Annotated in this window: 2 protein-coding genes (1 of these 2 cut by a window edge); one reads left to right on the forward strand and one right to left on the reverse strand. The window is 69.1% G+C overall.

What is annotated here, in order from left to right:
* Positions 1 to 17,337: the 5' portion of a toxin glutamine deamidase domain-containing protein gene (locus tag ACFHVL_RS22175; RefSeq protein ID WP_416630347.1), read on the reverse strand. 13,230 nt of this gene lie to the left of the window's left edge; only the first 17,337 of its 30,567 coding nucleotides appear in the window; the start codon lies at positions 17,335 to 17,337; its stop codon lies off the left edge, out of view.
* A gap of 672 nt (positions 17,338 to 18,009) precedes the next feature.
* On the opposite strand from ACFHVL_RS22175, the gene ACFHVL_RS22180 reads away from it, so the two are divergent.
* A complete protein-coding gene (locus tag ACFHVL_RS22180) occupies positions 18,010 to 18,564 on the forward strand; it encodes a hypothetical protein (protein ID WP_416630348.1) in 555 nt (184 codons plus the stop codon).
* The last annotated feature ends 94 nt before the right edge of the window (positions 18,565 to 18,658 follow it).

An 18,658-nucleotide genomic window follows, 5' to 3' on the forward strand; every position in this document is an offset into this window, starting at 1 on the left:
CTCATAGGAGTCGCGACCCGCGCCCGGTTCGGGGGGCAGGCTCCGACCGGAGCCGGCGCTGGAGCTGGAGAAGACGCGAGCCCGAAACACGCTCCGGTGGCCGGCATCGAAATCCGGGTCCAAGCCGCGCTCGAGAAGCGGGATGTCATCGAGGTCCAGCTCCACGTCGGCGTTCTGGTCGTCAAAGACGTCAAAGTCGTCAGCCGGCACTGGCTCCACTGCCGCAACTCGGTCCAGTCCCGGGTCAGGCTGCCAACCATCTACGAGGTACATCGCCGCTAGCTGTGCCCGTGCGGCTGGGTCGTTCACGACGGAGAACAGCTCCTTCGCGGCCGCGAAAGGGTCGGCCACTGCCCGATCGATGATCGTCGCCCGATCGTCGTTTGCGGCCGACACCAAAGCCCGGTCTCTGAACGTATCGCCAAGCTCGCTGTTCTTCGCATGATCGACCATCGCTGCGTAGAGCAGCACAGCGGCCTGCAGGCGTGTCCCACCGACACCAGGCAGCCGGAAGGTCACTGTGTCCGCCGCACGCCACTGCACTTCGAGCTGCAGCACCCCGCCCGAGCGGCGATGCCGGTACAACAACTCCGGGACCGATGCAAAGCCGTACCGCTCTCGATCAGCGACGTCGGCAGCCGGCACCGTGGGAAGGACACCCAGGCGACGTAGCACCGGCTGGGTCGCGTAGAAGATCTCCGCCAACCGCAGGTACGCCGTGGCGTCCGTGCCGTACCCGGTACGGATGGTGACCGATTCGACGGCCGGCAGTTGGTCGGCGAGGCTCCTGTAATGCCGCCAGAACCCTTCGTTTCCGGACAGCGACACGGTCATGCTGGTTCCTTCGCCGGCCAGGCTGCTCGTCGACACGTCGAGCACCCGCATCAGGTCGGTGACCGCGACCAGACCGGTGCCGCGCGGCTGGCGGAAACCGATGAAGGCATCGGTCGGAACCGGCAGGCTGTCGATGAACGGGGTGACGTCGGCCGGCGGCCGTGTCGTCCGACCGACCGCCGCCCGCAGCAGTTCGAAGGCGTCCACCGGACGGTCTCGCCCCCCCAACGCGGTCAGGGACCAGGGCGAGAGCTGCCGATTGGCGATACGTAGGGCGAGGACCGCCTCCAGAGTTGCGTTGTCCTCCGCCAGCAGATTCCGCAGTCTGAGCTGGGAGCCCAGCGCGCGATGTACCCAGCCGAGCTCGCTGAGCTCCAGGTACGCGTCTTGCTCCAGCCGGTCTGCCCAGGATCGGAACTGCGTCTCGACCGCTCCGGCGACTCCCTTTCCGGTCGGGTCGAGAATCTGCGCCGCGACCGACACCAGATCGGGAGGCTGTAGGAGATTGCCGGAAAGGCTCGCCAGTTCGGCGGGGGTGAGCCCCGCTGATTCTGCGAGATCGATGAGGTTGGTTTCAATTTCGCCCGTCCGCCTGAAGACCGTCCAGAGCGACTCGAGCACCGTCGGGTCGGGGTTTCGCGGTGCGGTGTCCGGAAGCTGCTCGACGGGCCCGAACCGCCGGGCGGGCGGACCAGACGTCAGCCCGCGCAGCCCGTCGGCGTCGGCGTCGGCGTCGGCGAGTTGAGCCGGGTCCATCGCACGTTCGGCGGCGTACGCCAGGACCAGGCCCGGATCAGCGACGCCGAGGCGTTCGGCGATCTCCGGCAGATCGGTCGGCACCCGACCGATCACCAGACTGAACCCACGCACCCACTCCACGCTCACCCGCAACCGGGCTGCCAGGACCGCGATCTCATGCGGGTCGTGTTCCGCCTCAGCGGAGAGCGAGTCCACCATTCGTTGCCAGTCTCGCATTGTTCTTTGCGGCAGCGTCGAGGCATCCAGCCTGCTCTGGCGGACACCGAGAGCGCGGGCGAGGTAGGCGGGATTGCGTTCCTCCGGGTACGGACGTAGTGGATGGGTCGGCCCGTCGGTGGTGACCTGGCCGGCATCCGCCCACCTGGCGAGATGATCAGCCGCTGTCTGCGCCCCAGCGGCTTCCCCCAGCGCCGCCCAGGTGGCCGACCGGCCGGCGGTGCCGCTCGCACCGAGCAGGGCCGGGTCGACCTGCCAGAAGTCCGCCGCAGTGAACAGTCCCTTGGCTGAGACTCCGAACTCGACCGCCAACGCCGACAGATCGGCCGGCACCCGGTGGATCGCGATGCTGAGGTACCGCACCTTGTCGGGGGTAACCTCGAGCACGTCCGATAGCCGCAGGACGGCTCGATGATCGAGCCACCTCCGGTCGGTGAAGTCGGCTTCGATCTGCGCGGCGTCAGTCTCAGGGAACCGATCCGACCACCAGGTACTGAGCCATGCTTCGCCGCCGCGCGCCAGCTGCTCATCGGTGAGCCGGGGGTCGGGCAGCTTCTCGAGCAGCTCGATCAGCTCCACATCGGTCATGGTTTCGACGGTGCGATGCAGCGGGAGATGCGACAGCGTCTCCTGGTACAGGGCCGCCAGTGCCCTCAGCTCTGCAGCGAGGTTGGTGGTGTCGTCCTGGCCTCGGTCGACCCGGTGTGGCAGGTCCGGTGCCACCTCCAGCGCGGTCGCCGCGAGCGCGGCGATCGCCTGCACGTAGGCGGTATCCGCGTTGTGCAGAGCAGCGACGTGGATGTCCGCCTGCGGTCCCCTCTGCTGTGATCGCAGTACGGCGGTCGCGGCCCCTCGCTGGTGTGTGGCCCGATGGAACTCGCCGAGGTGCCGGGAAACCTCCTGCGCACGGGCTTGGAGCCGCTGGTCGAGGCCGTTCTGGTCTGCTGCTGCCGGATCGTCGCGGCTGCGCAACTCGGCTGCATGGAGAAGCTTCTCGGCGATCTGCTCCGCTGCCTCGCTCACCCTCTGGTCGCGTGAATCTCGGCTAGTCAGCCGCCACGGCAATGTCTCGGTCAGCCGCTCCAACATCGAGTTCAGGCCAGGAATGCCCCTGTGCAGCTCGTCTCGCCGCTCCTCGACGACAACGGGAAGCCACGCCTTGAGCGCGGTCAGCAGCTCGATCCCGGTACCGCCGTCCACGGGCGGAGCTAGTCCGCTCAGCGTACGGTCCAGTACGGCCATTGCGCGGATACCGAGCTGCTCGATCTCGTGCGCGAGATCGGCAGCCTCCTGTAGCTCGCGATCGACCGCGAGTTCGAGCCCTTCGGGCCAGTTTCTGTCGGCGATGATGGGCAGGTGCTGGGCGATCCAGGCTGGGTCGTAGCGCCGACCTCCCGGCCCCGCCATCCATCGGAAGGTCTGCCGGAAGGTCCACGGAATCCTCAGCTCGCCGTCCAGCATGGGAATCTGATCAGTGGTCACCTTCAACGACTCGACGAGCACTCCAAGACTGATCTCATGCGGCCCGCCGCGATCGGTGACCGAGCGGACAAGCGGAGCCTGGAATGGCAACAGATGGCGTGGGTCCACCCCGATCATCGCCGCTGTTCGGAACAGAAGCTGCGGCGGCACACCCAGCCGAAGCGCCAGCTGGCCGAGATCGTCCGGGATCCGGCCGATGCCCTCGGAGAGTCCGATCAGGTTGGGCAGGTGGTCCCGGCCCAGGCCGGCACGGCCTCCTGCGACCAGCACGGCCCGAGGCTCGAACCACGGCAGCCGGTCCACCAGCCGGTTGAACACCTGCGCGGCGATATTCAGCCGGGCAGCCCACTCGGCCGCTTCGCTCGCCGAGTAGACGTTGCGCGGCAGATCGGCGTGCAGCGCGCTGCTGGGCACCGCCTGACCGTCGCCGAGCAACCGCAGCTCGTCCTGCACCATTTGCAACGGCACATCGCCGAAGGTCTCGTGCATCAGGAACATGAAGTGTCGTGACGGCTGCAGGAACGCGAGGTCACCCGCCAGGAAGCCGAGCCGGCCGGACAGGGTGAGATATCGCCGGGCGTTCGGACCGTTGACGACTCCTTCTGCCCGCAGGGCGACGCGCACCGCTTCGGCGACCGCCACGGCCTGCGCCCGCGATCGATTGCCGGTCGGTACGTGAGACTCAGGGTCGGCTGTAGCGTGCGCCGCGGCGCGGATCTGTGGCTCGACCACCGCAAGGTGCTCTGGCCGCACCTGGAGCTCTGCGGCGAGCAGCTGCACCGCGAAACCGTCGCGCATCCCCATGAGTACCCGGGACCGGGCCCCACCACCCCGCCCGCCGGACAGCTCCTGCAGATCATCGCGGTGGAGCGGGTCTAGCGATCTCAGCTCCTGCCGAAGCTGCGCCACGTTCAGCGCCTCGTGCAGCAGTGCGTCGGGGAGCGAGTGCAGCAGCTCCAGCGGCACCTGCTCGTCGTTGAAGGACAGCAGCAGTGCCAGGTCCGGCGGCGTAAGCCCGAGGCGTGCACCTACCTCGCCGAGCCAGATCAGCTCCTGGGCGGACCTTACGCCCCGGTCCGCCAGCGTGGCGGCCAGCCGCACCGCCGTGACCTCACCGCCACCGGCCACCAGGTCGCGGATCTGCGGTGCGAAGACCGTCAGCGCACGTGGGTCGATAGCGAGCTCCGACGCCAGCCGCAGCGCGGGTCCGGCGTCGGTGAGCCCGAGGCGGGTGGCCGTCTCGTCCGGATCGGCAACCCGCCCGATTGCCTCCACCCAGGACAGGAGCCGATTGTCCAATGGCAGAGTTGCGGCGGCCGCGAGTTCGGCGAGCCGCTGCTCATTGGTCGCCAGCGCCGGGTTCGCGACGACCCGCTCCCACAGCGCGGGGTGGACTCCGGCCGGGGGATTTCTGGCGTCGGCGGACAGGGGCGCGGGAGCCGAATAGATCGGCTGTGGAGAGTAGCTGTCCATTGTTGGCGGGGGCATGAGGTAGTGCTGCCGAACCTGCGCAGCTGCTGCCGGGTCCAGCAGGACCTCGACCCAGCCGGCAAGCTGGGTAGCGGTCGGCACCGTCGCGTGACCGGTTGGCCCCGTCGTTGCGACCAACCGGGCCGCCACGACGATCCGGGGCTGGTTGGCGATCCGGACCAGGCCGGTGGGCCTCGCATCCCGCAAGGTGAAGGCGACGCCCCCCGATCCGGGGCCGACTGCGAGGCGGTACTGCAGGTAGCCGTGCAGCGCGTGCGGCGTGTTTCGGGTCCGGTACAGCTCGGCGTCGGCACGCAGCACGCCGGCCAGGTCGGCGAGCGTCTCGGCGGTGACGGTGCCGACAGCCGCCCTGCCCTGTGCCCACCAGTTCTGGTCGACCGGGAGATCCCGGAAGTCGCCGTTGTCTGTCGGCCACGGAGCCGCCGGGGTCGGCTCGACGGGCCGCAGGCTCTCCGTCAGGTACGCCGTACTGCTGCCGACGGTCGTTCCGTCGACCCGCAGCTCCAGACTGAGATCAACCTGGCCGGTGTACTCCGGCCCCCACACGCCCACGTCGGTCAGCCGGTACGGACCGACCCGCTGCGCTCGCACCACGAGCTCCAGGCCACGCCAACCTGGTGACGGATCCGTGGGCCGCAGAGTCAATCCCTCGGCACCTGAGGCTGCCGTTAGGTCCCGGGCCAACGCGGCGTGTCCGATCAGGTCCGCCAATGTGGCAGAACGGCTTGGCGACCGAGCTGCCTGCCAGCGGTCCCAATCCGCCGGGTCGCCGACCGCGTGCTCCAGTAGGCCGGTCTTGTGGAGAAGCCCGCCGGCCAGGTGAGCAGTGGTGAGTTCCGGGTCCAGATCCATCGGAGGGATCGCTGGTGACAGTCCCACGGTCTGCCGGCCGGAGACCACCTGCGCGGCCGGCAGTTCGGCGGCAACGACCCCGCTACCCGGGTAGTCCAGTGGCAGATAGCGGTCCGGGGAGATCCGGGCGACCGAGATCTGCGGACGCTGAGGGTCGCCTTCGGTCCGGACGCCGCCGTCGGGCTCCCACACCGCCAGGTGCGGCTCGGAGCTGAGGGCAGCTTCGAATCCGTACGGTGCCGATGCCGTGACGGCACTGGCCAGGTCGGTCGGTTGATACGACGACGGTCGCAGACCGAACAATGCTGGTGTGTCCGACAGCGTCCAGCCCGGTACGACCCCGCTGGTGACGACGAACCGCACCTGGGAGATGTCCCCCGGTACCGACGCCGGCCTACCTACCTGCCCGTCCCAGAACACCACCTGCCCGCTGGCTTCACGGAACACGTTGAAGGCATGCGCCACTGCACCGTCGACGCCATCCACCACCACGATCCCCGACGCCCGGTCAGACAACGCACTCGTCATCAGCGCCTCGACATCGTCGAGAGTCTGAACCTCCCGCAGATCGGCTTCCGCGTAGAACGCCAGCGTGTCGACCTCGGTCGCCACCGAGGCCGGTGCCACGAACCGCTCACCGCCCGCCGACTGCCAGGCGGCGTCCGCGACGATCGAGACGAAGACGCAGTTCGTGTCGGAACGCTCTGGATTGACCCGATCGACGGCCAGGTCGGGATTGTCCTTCAGGAAACGGTCCCCGTCCGTCCTTGAACCGACGGGCACCCACTCACTCCGGTCCACCGGACCGGCACCAGCGAGATCGGTCCAGTTTGGCGGAGGCTCGTGTCGAAGGGTGGGCAGGCTCTTGATCCGGTCGTACTCCGACTTCGCCAACCCGGCGAGGGTTTCGAACCACCGACGAGCATCGGCGACCGTTCCGCGACGCGCTCCGTACGAACGAACCTCGAGCACGCCCAGTGGCGCGGCCAACTGCCCGTTCGCGTGGTCCAACTGGTCCAGAGTCGTCATCGACCCGAATACGGACTGATCCAGTTCTCTACCTTCGAGCGCAGCATGCAGATACTCGTAGGGCGATGTATCAGATCTGGACTTCGTCCATGTTTCGCCTGGCAGCGGCAGTTCGACCTCGCCAAGTACCGCACCCATGGCGAGCCGGTGCCTCAATGTGTCGCTGCGCTCGGCGTAGAATTCAGCAAACCGGTTATGGATGTGATGCGCCGAGTTTGCCAGGTACCTACGGACCCAGACTGGTAGTTGCTTGACGTACAGTGCCAGCGGCTGGCGAGACAGCACAGCGAGGTGCGCCTTGGTCAGGGCTTGGTCTCCGAGGTCATCGGCCAGCGCAGCTGAATGTGCGTAGATCAGCGCCAACACACCTTTGAGCGCGCCAGCTACCCGGTCCGACGGATTGCCGAAGTGCGACCGGAATATTGTCGCCTCCCACTCGGAAAAGTCGAGCCCCGCCTCCAGATTCTCCCTGGTCCGGTAACCGATGGGGCCGATGGTAGCCTGGTGTCGGACCGTCTGGTCTCGCCAGGTATTCGCCGCCACGTGGGTCAGGAACGGATGCAGGCCCTCGATCGGCACGCCCATGTTGATGTGCCAGTGCCACCCGCCGGCATCCCTTGCCGGCGGAGCCGCTATTCGCCCATCCACCTCGATGGGGTCGTCCCCGAGATCCAGCGTCTCAAGCCGCGCGCCGCCACGGGTGAGGACGTCAGCCAGATCGGTGTCCATGAAGCCGGGCCGACCACCGACGTTTTCGAAGCTCCGCTCCATGAGTTCCAGACGACCCCAGAGCGTATCGTCGACCGCGATCCGGCCGCCTTCCTCGTCGAGGGTCTGCAGAATTCCGGTAACCAGCTCAGGGATCACGACGAGTCCCGGGTCGCTGTGTTCGGTCGGTTCCAGCATGAGCACACCATGTGGGAATTCGTCGGTGTGGCCCAGCTGCTCGTACAGATTCTTGATCTCGCCGATGATTCGGTAGGTGCCGCCCGGATCTGATGCGAGGGTTGCTCCGTCGGCGTCCAGTGGATCGACAATTGAATTGTCGGGATCGTTCGGATCCTGCACCAGCCCGATCGGCATGGTGCGCTCACCCTCGAGGCCTCCGCCACCGGCTCGCACCTCGGAGCCGGCGGCAGACGCTTCCGACATCGCCGATGCGGGCGCCGCCGGCTGGCGCATCACGCCCTCGGTCGCCACGAACCGCACCCACGACAGTTCCGCAGGCACCCGCGCCTGGCCACCGGTCTGATCATCCCAGTACACCGGCCGACCGTCGGCATCGCGGAACACCCGGAACGCGTGCGCCACCCCGCCATCCGGACCGGACACCACCACGATGCCCGCGGCGTCGGCCGACGTACCCGGCTCCGACATCGCCTCCGTGATCGCGTCGATTCCCGCCACGTCGCGCAACTCACGACCTGCGTACCACGACAACACCCCTACCTCGGTCGCCACCGACGCCGGTGCCACGAACCCCACCTGACCACGGGTACGGCGCAACTGGTCCCCGACAATGGCCGCAAATACGCAGTTCGTGTCGGAACGCTCTGGATTGACCCGATCGACTCCGAGGTACGGTGCCTCGCGCAGGATCGCGTCCTCGTCGACCCGCGAACCGACCGGCACCCAACCTGCCCGGTCGGCCGGCGTCGCGCCGGCGACATCGCCACCCGACCGGCCCTCGCCGCTGGCTCGTCGATCGCCGGTGAACGGTGCGGTCAACTCAGTCAGGAGGTGCTGGCGACGGGCCGACGCCACCTCGTCGCGCGGCGGAACCTGCTGCTGGTCGTCCTGCTGCCGATCCCGACCGGCAGGGACGAGACCTGGCACGTCGGTGGTAGGTACCCGGGCCTCGACCATCGCCACCACCCAGCGGACCGCGCCAGGCAGGTTGTGCCGGCCGGGCGACGGCCCTTTCCCGCCGGGGGTGCCCGTCACTCTGAACAGCACCTTGCGGTGGGCGAGGACGTTGGGCGGACTGGTATCGCCCACATGCTGGCCCGCCAACCGCCGGACCCGCCGGTCACCGTCGTTAATGGTGGAGCCGGCCGCTATCTGCTCGCCGCCGACCGCAGACAGCGTCGGATAATCGATCTGTACGGTGCTGAAGTTGCCGGGTGCGATCTTGAACGCCGGGTCTGCCTGGCCCCGGGCCGCCCAGACCGTTACACCCGCGTCACCCTGACCAATGCCCTCACGTGCTGCCATGCTGACCGAGCCGGCCGTTGCCGATTTGTTCGGCGCGTACTCGACGATGCCAGTCCCGCCGCTGCCGATGACGAACCGCGCGGGATCGCCATCCATCTGGTCGTCGGACAACTCCCAGGGCGTAGCGGCGACCGGTTCGATCTTGAGTGTCTCCCGCGAATCGATGGACTTCGCCACGCTCGCCGCGAAGGTGCGAACGGCTCCGGCCGAACGTAGCAGCCGATTGACGTTGGCCTCGCCGGTCGGTCCGTCGAGGTAGCTGTCGACTTCCCGTCGACCGTCGGAATCCTCGTTGGTCTGCGGCAGCAGCTGTCTGGCCGCTGAAACGAGCTCATCGTAGCCGTTGAACCAGCTTATCCGGATCGATGGAGTCACCGGGTCGTACGGGGCCAGCTCCGGCATCTCTGTACGCGGATCGGCATGCAACAGCCGCGCCGGCGCAAACCAACGTGGCGGAGCGACCTGGACTGGCCTGGGGCTGGTGTCGCTGACCGGCACCCGCACCCTGACCCTCGCGTCCACCCAGTCCGAGGTCGCCGTTCGATCGCTGGCGAACACGGCAAGAATGGCGTTTACCGCCGAGTTCCGCAGCGGCTTGACTCGGACCCGAACCGACAGCTGCACCGGCACGTCGAAATCGACCATTCCCTCATTCATGTGACGAATGATGAACTGGTCCGTTTCGCCCTGCCGTTGCGATTCGGATCTGCCGCTCTCGTCCAATACTGTGCCGGCGACCCGCGCGCTGTGCCACCGCACGTTGCCGCCGGCCGGTATGGCGAACGGTACGGCGGTGCTCCCGCCGAGGATCCGGAGGTTGCCGATCGCAGCCGACGTCGAGTCGGACACGATGCCGTGCGCTTCGATAGAGCGGTCGGTCCGCGCGCGGCCGAAGATCCTCCTGACGCTGTCCGTGGTGTCGAACTCGTCCGCCGGCTTCGCCAGCAGCTCGATCCAGCCCTCGACCGCGTGGCCTTTGAAGGTCGTGGTGAACGGGCGGGAGCCGATGGTGACGGGGGCGACCGCCGATCCGGAACTGAAGTAGGCGGGCATGCCGGCCGCTGCCGCGTCTGGTGCACTGGCATCGGAGATTCCTGCTCTGACTCCGGGCATGTACGTCGTGGAGCCGGGCCGGGTGACGCCGGGCAGCTGCTGTTCGACGAGGGCCAGTCCGTTGCGGAACAGGCTCCGATGTGACGGTTGCGGGATGGACCCGTCATCCCGCACGACTGCGGTCTCGTCATCAGACGCCGCTTCGATTCGATCATTCGAACCGGCCTCGGATCCGGCTGCGGGTGTCGCCGGCCGCGGCAGTGCCCCAAGCTCGATGACGTTCCCGCCGCCGTCCGAGTCCTGCTGCTGCAGGACGCCGAGCCGCTCCGCCTCGTTGACCTCCACCACACGGCTCGGCTCGGCGACGGTGTCGCCGGCCGGTGGCGACGGCTGTCGGCGGACCGGTCCACCGGTCTCCATGACGTCGACAACCGTGGCGTCGCCGAGACCCAATCGGGAGACGATCCGCCGTGGCGGGTACCGCACCTCGCCTTCGGTCGGCGTCTGATGGGCACGCCGCGCAGCCTCGTCCGCCTGTCGCTGGATGGCTGCCTGCTCGATCCGGCCGGTCAGGTCCTCCGGCAGGTTGTCGATTGGCGGCCCGTCCTCGCCGAGCGCGGTCCGGGCCTGCCACAGGGCAACCAGTTCGTCGAAGCTGAGATACGCCTCGATCGCGTCCGGCACGTCGAGCGCCAGCTGCGCCTCGCTTGACCAGTCCTGATCCACGGCTGCCGCCGCCGTGCTGGCGACGTTGCGTGGCGCGCCGTTGATGCTCCCGACGAAGGTCAATGGGACCCGGACCGGATACACCTCGCCGGTGTTCATGCTCGTGCGAATGTCCGTCGAGCTCTGGTTTTCGCCGTCCTGCTGGAACTGGTCGATACTCGCGCGACCACCGATGCTCGGTACCTCGACGCGACGCCCTCCGATGATCATCATCAGCGAGAGCGAACCGTCTCCCCGGTGCCGCCGAACAACTGTCTGGCTCTCACCGCCGCCTTCCGTGATCGACTGTGTTCCCTCGTAGTAGATGCTCGGCTGGTCCTGTCCGTCACGCGGTGGCTGGTAGCTGGGGCGCCCCGGATAGGCCTGCAGGTCCAGGTAGCCCTCCGACATGGAGACCTGGCCTTCCTCCACGTTCTGCTCGGTCGTGTAGGTGCCGGCCAGCAGCTGCGAGAGCTTGTCCCGCAACCGCCCCGGGCTGACGAACGCCCGCCGGGCCTGGGCCGACAAGGAAGCCTCACTGGCTGGGCTGTAGCCGGTGAACCAGCTGTGCAAAGCACCCTTCGGCTCGCCGAAGACGGTGACTGCCAACTGCTGAAACATCCGCTTGAGCGCTGGCGAGCCAGCGACCGTGGTGACGCCCGGCATCAGGCCGTACTGCTGATCCGGCCGGCGGCTCAGGCCGGCCCGGTCGGCGTCGGTGACCGGGCGAGGCAGCGGCCGCACCGGCTCCGGCGCCGCGTCGCCGTGCAGCACCATCAGGTCGGGCACCCAGGCCCGGACGGTGACATCCTGATGGGCGGTATCCGCTCCGCCGCCCCGGTCGACCCGGGAGGTCCAGAACGGTTCGTTGCTGCCGACCCGCTGGATCTCGGCCGAAAGCAGGCGGGGCAGGTCGAAGGCGTGGGTCGGACCGCCCGGCGAGTCGACGATCGTCGAACGCTCGATCGTCGGCCCTATTGGTGCGGACCGCCGAACTCCCCGGCGGTACTCGTAGGGGCCGACGTTGATCGGAACCGAGGAGAGAACGTCGGTGGCCTCCTTGCGCGCGCCAACCAGGGCCGTACCCTGCACCCGCCCCGACACCGAGCCGTCCGACTGCCGGTCGCCGGTCATCGCGGTGCCGCCCTCGGCCCCGAAGACGAGCCGGCCGTCGTCCGTCGAGCCGCGGTGGACGGCGGGCCCGCCGCGGCTCAGGCTCCATCGGACCATCACCCGCTCGATCTCGGCGAAGTGCTTCTTCTCGAACGGGATCGAGAGCGAGTCGCCGTCAAACTCGTCGAAGTGCGCCTCGCGGAATTCCGGACTGGTCACCTCCAGCAGCCGGTGCAGGTTCCTGACCTGTTCCGGGCCGGGATTCGGCCCCTCCGGGAGGAAGTGGTGATCACGGAGCTGCTGTTCGACCTGCTCGTCGACGCCAAGCCCGATGACTGGCGGAACGGCGTGGAAGTTGCTGAAGATGGTGTATCCGGCGGACCCGGTGCCGCCGTGCTCGATGGCGGCCGGTGGATGAACCGCTTCGTCGGCTCCGGACAGGGTTAGCGGCACCCACCGCACCCGGCCACCTTGGCGCCGCGCGGCCCGGCCCAGGAACGACAGCGGCTCGGCCGGCTGGCGGCCGTCGATCAGCTCCGCGGTCCACAGCAGGTCGACGTTCGCGACGTCGGCTGACTTCAGCTTGTTGCCGGGCAAGCTGCCGTTCTTCCAGCCCCGCATCAACGATGCCGACCCGCCGGACTGCTGAGATCGGCTGCTGCCGGTCGTCCCTCGGGCCTGGACACCGGCCAGGCCCGAGGTGTAGGTGCCGAAGGTCGAGGTGCCGGCCATCGTCGCGTCGGAGTCGACCAAGGTTGCGCCGACCCCCAAGCCGACCCCGCCACTGCTCGTCAGGCCGGCTGAGCCACTCTCCCCTACCTGGTTCTGCTGATAGGACTCGATTCGAGTACCGGGCGACGTCGTCAGCATGCGGGTCGGCGCGGGCTGTGCCCCCAGACGCAGAACCCCGATGAACGAGCCGTCACGGGCATACAAGGGCTGAGACAACACACCCGTACGTCGCAGCCGCCCGAAGCCACCGGAGAGGTTCGAACTGCGCACCGCTTGGAGCAGGTGACGCTGCGATTCCGGGCTCATACTGTCAAGACTGGGGATGCGGCCACGCAGCTCTCGCTCGACCCACCCCGGGTCCTGTACGCCGTCCAGGATCGCCACCGGCTGGTCGGTGAGTCGCTCGGCCCGATCCTCGAACGTCCCCTGCACATCGACGTCCGGCGCCTTGGGGCGCGCGATGTGTTCCGGAAACATCACTGTCATCGGCTCCGCCGATGGCACGGTACGGGTCACCGGCCGCGCCGCCGCTGCGTCCGAGGCCGCTGTGGGCGCTGCCGCTGGGGACTGAACGGTCAACGGGACGTCCGCCGACTCGACCCGGATCCGCCAGACGGTGTCGTAGTCGTGCGGATGATGCGGTTCGCGCACTCGGTGGATGTGCGAATGCGTCATGCCGAACATGGTCTGTATCTGACGGGACAGCTGGTTGTGGATCAGGTGAATCGAGAAGTTGGCGTTCAACGCCCGCAGCACCGGGATCTTGTTGGCCAGACCGGCGATGCCGCTGACCGGGATCGCCAGGCTTCTGTTGGTCTGCGCGGCCTGGCTGGTGTCGACCCGCGACTCGTGGTGGCTGCGGGCCTCTCCCTCGATCGCCGCCCTGGCTGTCTCGGCGGACGACACGTCGGCGCGACGGACCATCTCCGCCAGGAACGTGACCCGGACGGCGTCGTCGCCGGCACCGATGACGTGCGCACTTCCGCTCGGAGTACCCGCCTGGCGTACGTCCCGGCCCAGCGCCCCAGCGGTGGTCAGCTGGCGCACGCTCTGCCGGATGCGCTCTCTGGCCGCCCTGTCCGGTCCTGCGGACCCCCAGTGCTCGTCCAGGGCAGCAAGCGTCTCCTGCTGGATGCGCTGCGCATCCGGGCCGGCGACGATGGTCGGACCGCTCGTGTCCAGCATCGACATACTGCTGCCCAGGTCGGTCAGATCAGCCTGCGCGCGGCGCCGCTCTTCCCAGCCTTCCACCACGGACAGCTGCTGCCGGAACTGCCCAGCTCGGTCGTCGTACGAGCTTCGCTCGGTGGCAAGGAGGTTCTCGCGGGTCTCTTCCTCGTCTTTGGCCGCGCCCCATTCCGCCCCGATCTCCGCTACCTTCTCGCGCAGCGTCGTTCGCCTGTCCCGCAGGACACTTTCCGCGGCCCAGCTGGCCGCCAGGTCCGCATCGGCTGCCCGGTGCAGCATCGACAGGCGATCGATATCCTTCCCAAGGGAGTCGACCCGCTCTTCGACAGCGGTCAGCTGCCTCTGTTTGCTCTCCACCGCTTCGGCCGCCCGCCCACTGGCGGAGTCGAGCACCTGCCGGGCTGCCGGATCGCGTTCCTTCGGCGGAAGTTCCGACTGGGTCCGATCGAACATCGCGAGCGCATCAGCAGCCTCCTGTGCCTCCCGCCGCCGCGTCTGCAGCTCGGTCCTCGTATCACCGAGTTCCGTCTCTGCCCGACTCAGCTCCTCCCCGGTCCGGTCGAGGTCACTTTGCTGGGCGCGCCACACCGCTGCCTGCGCCGCGATCCGCACCTGAAGGTCGGCAAGCTCGTCGCGGATTTCCCGCTGTTCGACCCACGCCGCCGCGAGCCGGGTCTGGTGATGCTCGACGCGCCGCACCGCTTCGGCGTGTCGCCGGGTCGCCAGATCGAGCCGAATCGCGGCTTGGACAAGATCCGTGTGGGTCCTGGTCAGGTCGTCGTGTTCCCGCGACCACTGGCCGAACGCCTGCGCCGACGTCAGTTCGAGATTGGCGTCAGGCAGCACCAATGTGGCGGTACGGGCCGGATCGGCCAGCACCGCCGCCAGCGGCGGAGGCGGGATCGTCCCGGGGATCGACAGCATGCTGGACCGGGCGTCGTCGTACCTGCTCAGCGCGGCAGCAAGGACGAGTTCCCGGATCGGGGCGGGTGTGTCGTCACCCGCGGGGCCCTGCACCGCCCTAAGGTCGTCGACGAAGGTGCTGAGCATGTCCACGACGACCGCGGCGCCCCGATGCCCGCCCGCTGCCAGCTCCCGAAGATCAGCCCAGCTGTGGTCGGCCCAGCGCTGGTAACGGTCGACGATCCGTCCTGCGGCGGCCCCCGGGTCAGAATCCGTGGCACGCAACAACGCCAAGGAGCCGGCCTGGTGGAGCGGGATGAAGCGGATGTCGGACGGATACGCCGGCAGTCCGGCCAGCTGACGGGTCACCACATCGACGAATGCCACGACTTCCGGCTGTCCGCCGGGCCGGTGGACGAGGGTGAGCGCCGGCGGTGTGTCTGGTGTGGCCCAGGTCAACAGGACGGTGGCAGATCCCGGCGGCGCCTGCCGCATCGCCTGCTCGACCCGGTCGTAGCTGGCAGCCTCGGGCGGCAGGCGGGTACCGGTCGCGTCCGAGTACGTCCCGTCGGACGTCGCCTGAGCGAACTGTAGCGCCGCGGCGCTGCCAGGTCCGCCCGCGACGTGGGCGATCAGCTCGGCGGCGGCAGCCCTGCCGCGTACCGCGTCGGAAGCACCGGCAGGCGCGTGAAACTCCGGGAAGGAGCCGTACAACCGCGTAACGGTGTCCGCCGCAGCTCCTCTGCTGACCCGTCCCGCCATGAGCGGGGCCGGTTGGGCGCTGGACCCGGCGGCGGCGGAACCGGCCGGGGTGTGGCCGGATACACCGGCGAGATCGAGGTCGCCCCCAGACGGCGATTGCCGCAACGTCGTTACGTCAGGTGCCGCCGGTGCCGGCACCACCCCGCCGGTCGCGACGAAACGGACCCGTGACACCGCTGGCGGCACCGTCGCCGGCCGGCCCGCCTGACCGTCCCAGAACACCACCCGGCCGTCGTCGTCGCGGAACACGTTGAACGTATGCGCCACGGCACCATCGGCGCTGTTCACCACGACAATGCCCGACGCACCCGCCGAGGCGTCCGCCATCGCGGTCTCGACCGCTTCGGTTCCCTGGACATCCCGCAGTTCCGCACCCGCGTACCACGACAGCGATCCGACCTCGGTCACCGTCGACTCTGGTGCCACGTACCGGCCCTCGATCCCGGACCGCTTGGACCGCCAGACCATGTCACTCACGATCGAGGTCAACACGCAGTTCGTACTGGACCGCTGCGGATTGACCCGGTCGAGGCTCAGATCCGGATTACCGGCCAGGAACCTGTCGGTGTCCACCACCGGTCCCACCGGCACCCAATCGTCCTGGTGAGCCCGCCCTGTGCGAGCCACCTCACCGGTCGTCGGCGCTGGTGGCGGCTCGGGCTCGAACCGGGGAACCGACGTCGACGTCGGCCCTGTGCCGTGGAAAGGGGTACCAGTCGGAGCCGTCGACGGGTTGCGCCGCACCTCGTCGCGCAACAACAGCGCGGCGGCCGTGCGTTCTGCCGCATCGCCGAGCACGCCCTTGTCGGCGACCAGCAGCGTCTCCAGCCGGGCGGCCGCAGCGTCCCGCAACGAACCATCGAGCAACGTCGACGTCGCTACCTTCCCGTGCGGCCGGGTCTGCCAGTCGACCGGGCCCAGGTGGTCTGTCCGCCGGCCGGGCCGCAGCTGCATGATGCGCAGCTCCCACCTGATTCCGTCGATCGCGGCCGCTCGTTCGAGGTCGTCGCGGCGCGCTCCGTCCGGTGCTGGGCGACGTGCCACCCAGGCCGCCACCGCCCCGGAGAGCTGGGCCGCCGCGGAGTCGGCGTCCGCGCCCCGGCTGATCAGGATCTCGGCCCTGTCCTGGCCGTCGCGCAACGACAGCACGGAACCCTCAGGCGCACCCACTGGCAGCCCGTCGACCAGACGCATCGGGATACGCCCGGTGTCGCCACCGAGCGGCGCGCTACCCCGGTCCGTGCGCAGGTGCAGCACCCGGTCACCGCCGGAGCCCTGCACCTTGGCCTCGATGAGGCCAGGCAGGTGCGTCCCGGCCAGGAACCGCACAGTCCGGTCGGCCACGCCGAAGATGTCGCCGGAGCGGTCAGCCGTGGACCAGGGATCCGAGTCCGGGCGTGAGCTGCTGTCCGCCCTCGATTCGCTGTTGCTCGACGGGTCGGTGAGCGACGCCGTCACGGGTTCGCCGCCGTTGGGCCCAAGGCCGGGTTCCGGCGCCGACCCGGCACCAGGTTGCCAAGGCGCGGTCAGCGGCACCGGCACGACGATCAACCCGACACCATCGTCGCTTTCCGTTCCGATGCTCTCCACTGCCGGAGGCGCCTGCCGGCCAGCAGCCTGCTCGGACAGTTGCCGTCCCGGGTCACGTACCGTCCGCTCGGAGGTGTTCGCCGTGGCCTCGGCGGCGGATTGCCGGGGCTGATCGACGGAGGGTACCCGCTGGTCGGAGGTAGGTGCCCGCTGGTCGGAGATGGGTGCCCGGACCGGTGCGGCGCCGGCCTCCACATCGGCAGACCCGGACTCCACCACCCCGAGGTCGTCGGATTCGGTACCGTCCCGCGAGGTGAGAAACCCGGTCAGGTCTCCGGGTGGGAGACCGTCGGCCGCCACCTCGGCAGGTGATCTGCCGGCGACCGGGGCAGCGCTGGTGGTCGGGGGAGTGGTCACGGCGGGCGAGGCGGTCGCGGTCGGCCGCTGGGTGCCTGAGTCAGCTGCCGCTGGCATCCGGGCGTCAGGCTGGGCCACCTGCGTGTTCCGGGCCGCTGTGGCCTGGGTAGGAGTCTCCCCGGCCGCGGTGACGCGCTCTGCTGCGACTATCGCGCTGACCGCCACGTCAGGTCCGGGCACCGTGCCCGAGACGTCCGACGTCTGGATGCCAGCCGGACCGCCGGCCTGGACTGCGCTCTGTGGATTCCTGTCGACGGGCTCGGTCGGGGTCTGCTCGGCTGCGGTGGCTGCCACCCCCTGAGCCGGAACAGCACCGACAATTCCCTCCTCGGGGACGTCCGGATGCGCCGAGGTCGTCGGCGTGGAGGTCGAATCGCTCGGGGCGGTCTCCACCGAGCCGCTCGGGGCTGTGTAACTGCCGCCCTCCGTCGATATCGTCTCCGGCAGCGGACCACCCGCAGTGCCTCGGGTCTCCGGCGTCCCGGGCCGTGCACTGTCACCCGTCCGGCTTCCCTCGCTGCCCCGGGTGCTCTCGCCTGCGCGGGACTGGGTCTCCGACTGGCGACTGCCGGCGTCCCCCCGCTGGGACGACTCGGCGCGCCCGCCGGTATCGCCAGCGCGCTGACCGCCCTCGGTTGTCTGCGCGGCCACGGCACCGCCGCCCAACCCACTGCCGACCTCCCCGCTTCCGAGACCGTCTCGCTCAGCGCTTTCCTTCTCACTCAGCTGGTGGCGCTCACCTGTGTCAGAAGCGCTCGCAGTGGCCGGTGCTTCTGGCGTAAGGCCGTCGCGGACCGTCGGGCTTTCCGCGACGCCACCGGCCACGGACTCGGTGCCCGAATCGGTACCTTCCGTGCCGGACGGTGCGTCGGTACTCCCGCCGCCATCGGCGTCAACGCCGATACCGTCGCTGGTGCTGGGGCTGGGGCTGTCCGCGGTCGGTGCAGATACCTGCACGCCAACCTGGTCCGCCCCCTGACCACCGCCCTGGGCCGGGACCCGGCCCTCGACGCCGTCCTGAGCAGCCGGATCACCAGCCGAAGCAGAAACCACCGCCACTCCGCCGACGACCGGATCTCCCCGCCCACCGCTGTCCCCACGGGAATCGTCCGCGCCGGTATGGCGACCGCCGGGCTCGCTGCCGGCGGTGTCGACGGAGCCTTGCCCGTCGCTGACCCGATCGTCGGCGCCGACCTCGGATGCGGCGCCATCTCCGATCGAGCCGGTGGCCGGGACCTCACCGACCTGGCCGACCAGGTCCGTGTTCATGCCGACACCCGGTAGCGGCATCCCGCTGCTGACGGCCAGGTCAGCGCTGCCCGGCGCGGTCGTGTCGGTCGACCCGGCAGCGGCACCCGAGCCGTCGACAGCCCGGCCG

Source organism: Micromonospora sp. LOL_023 (genome assembly GCF_048060115.1).
In the GTDB taxonomy this organism is placed as follows: Bacteria; Actinomycetota; Actinomycetes; order Mycobacteriales; family Micromonosporaceae; genus Micromonospora_E.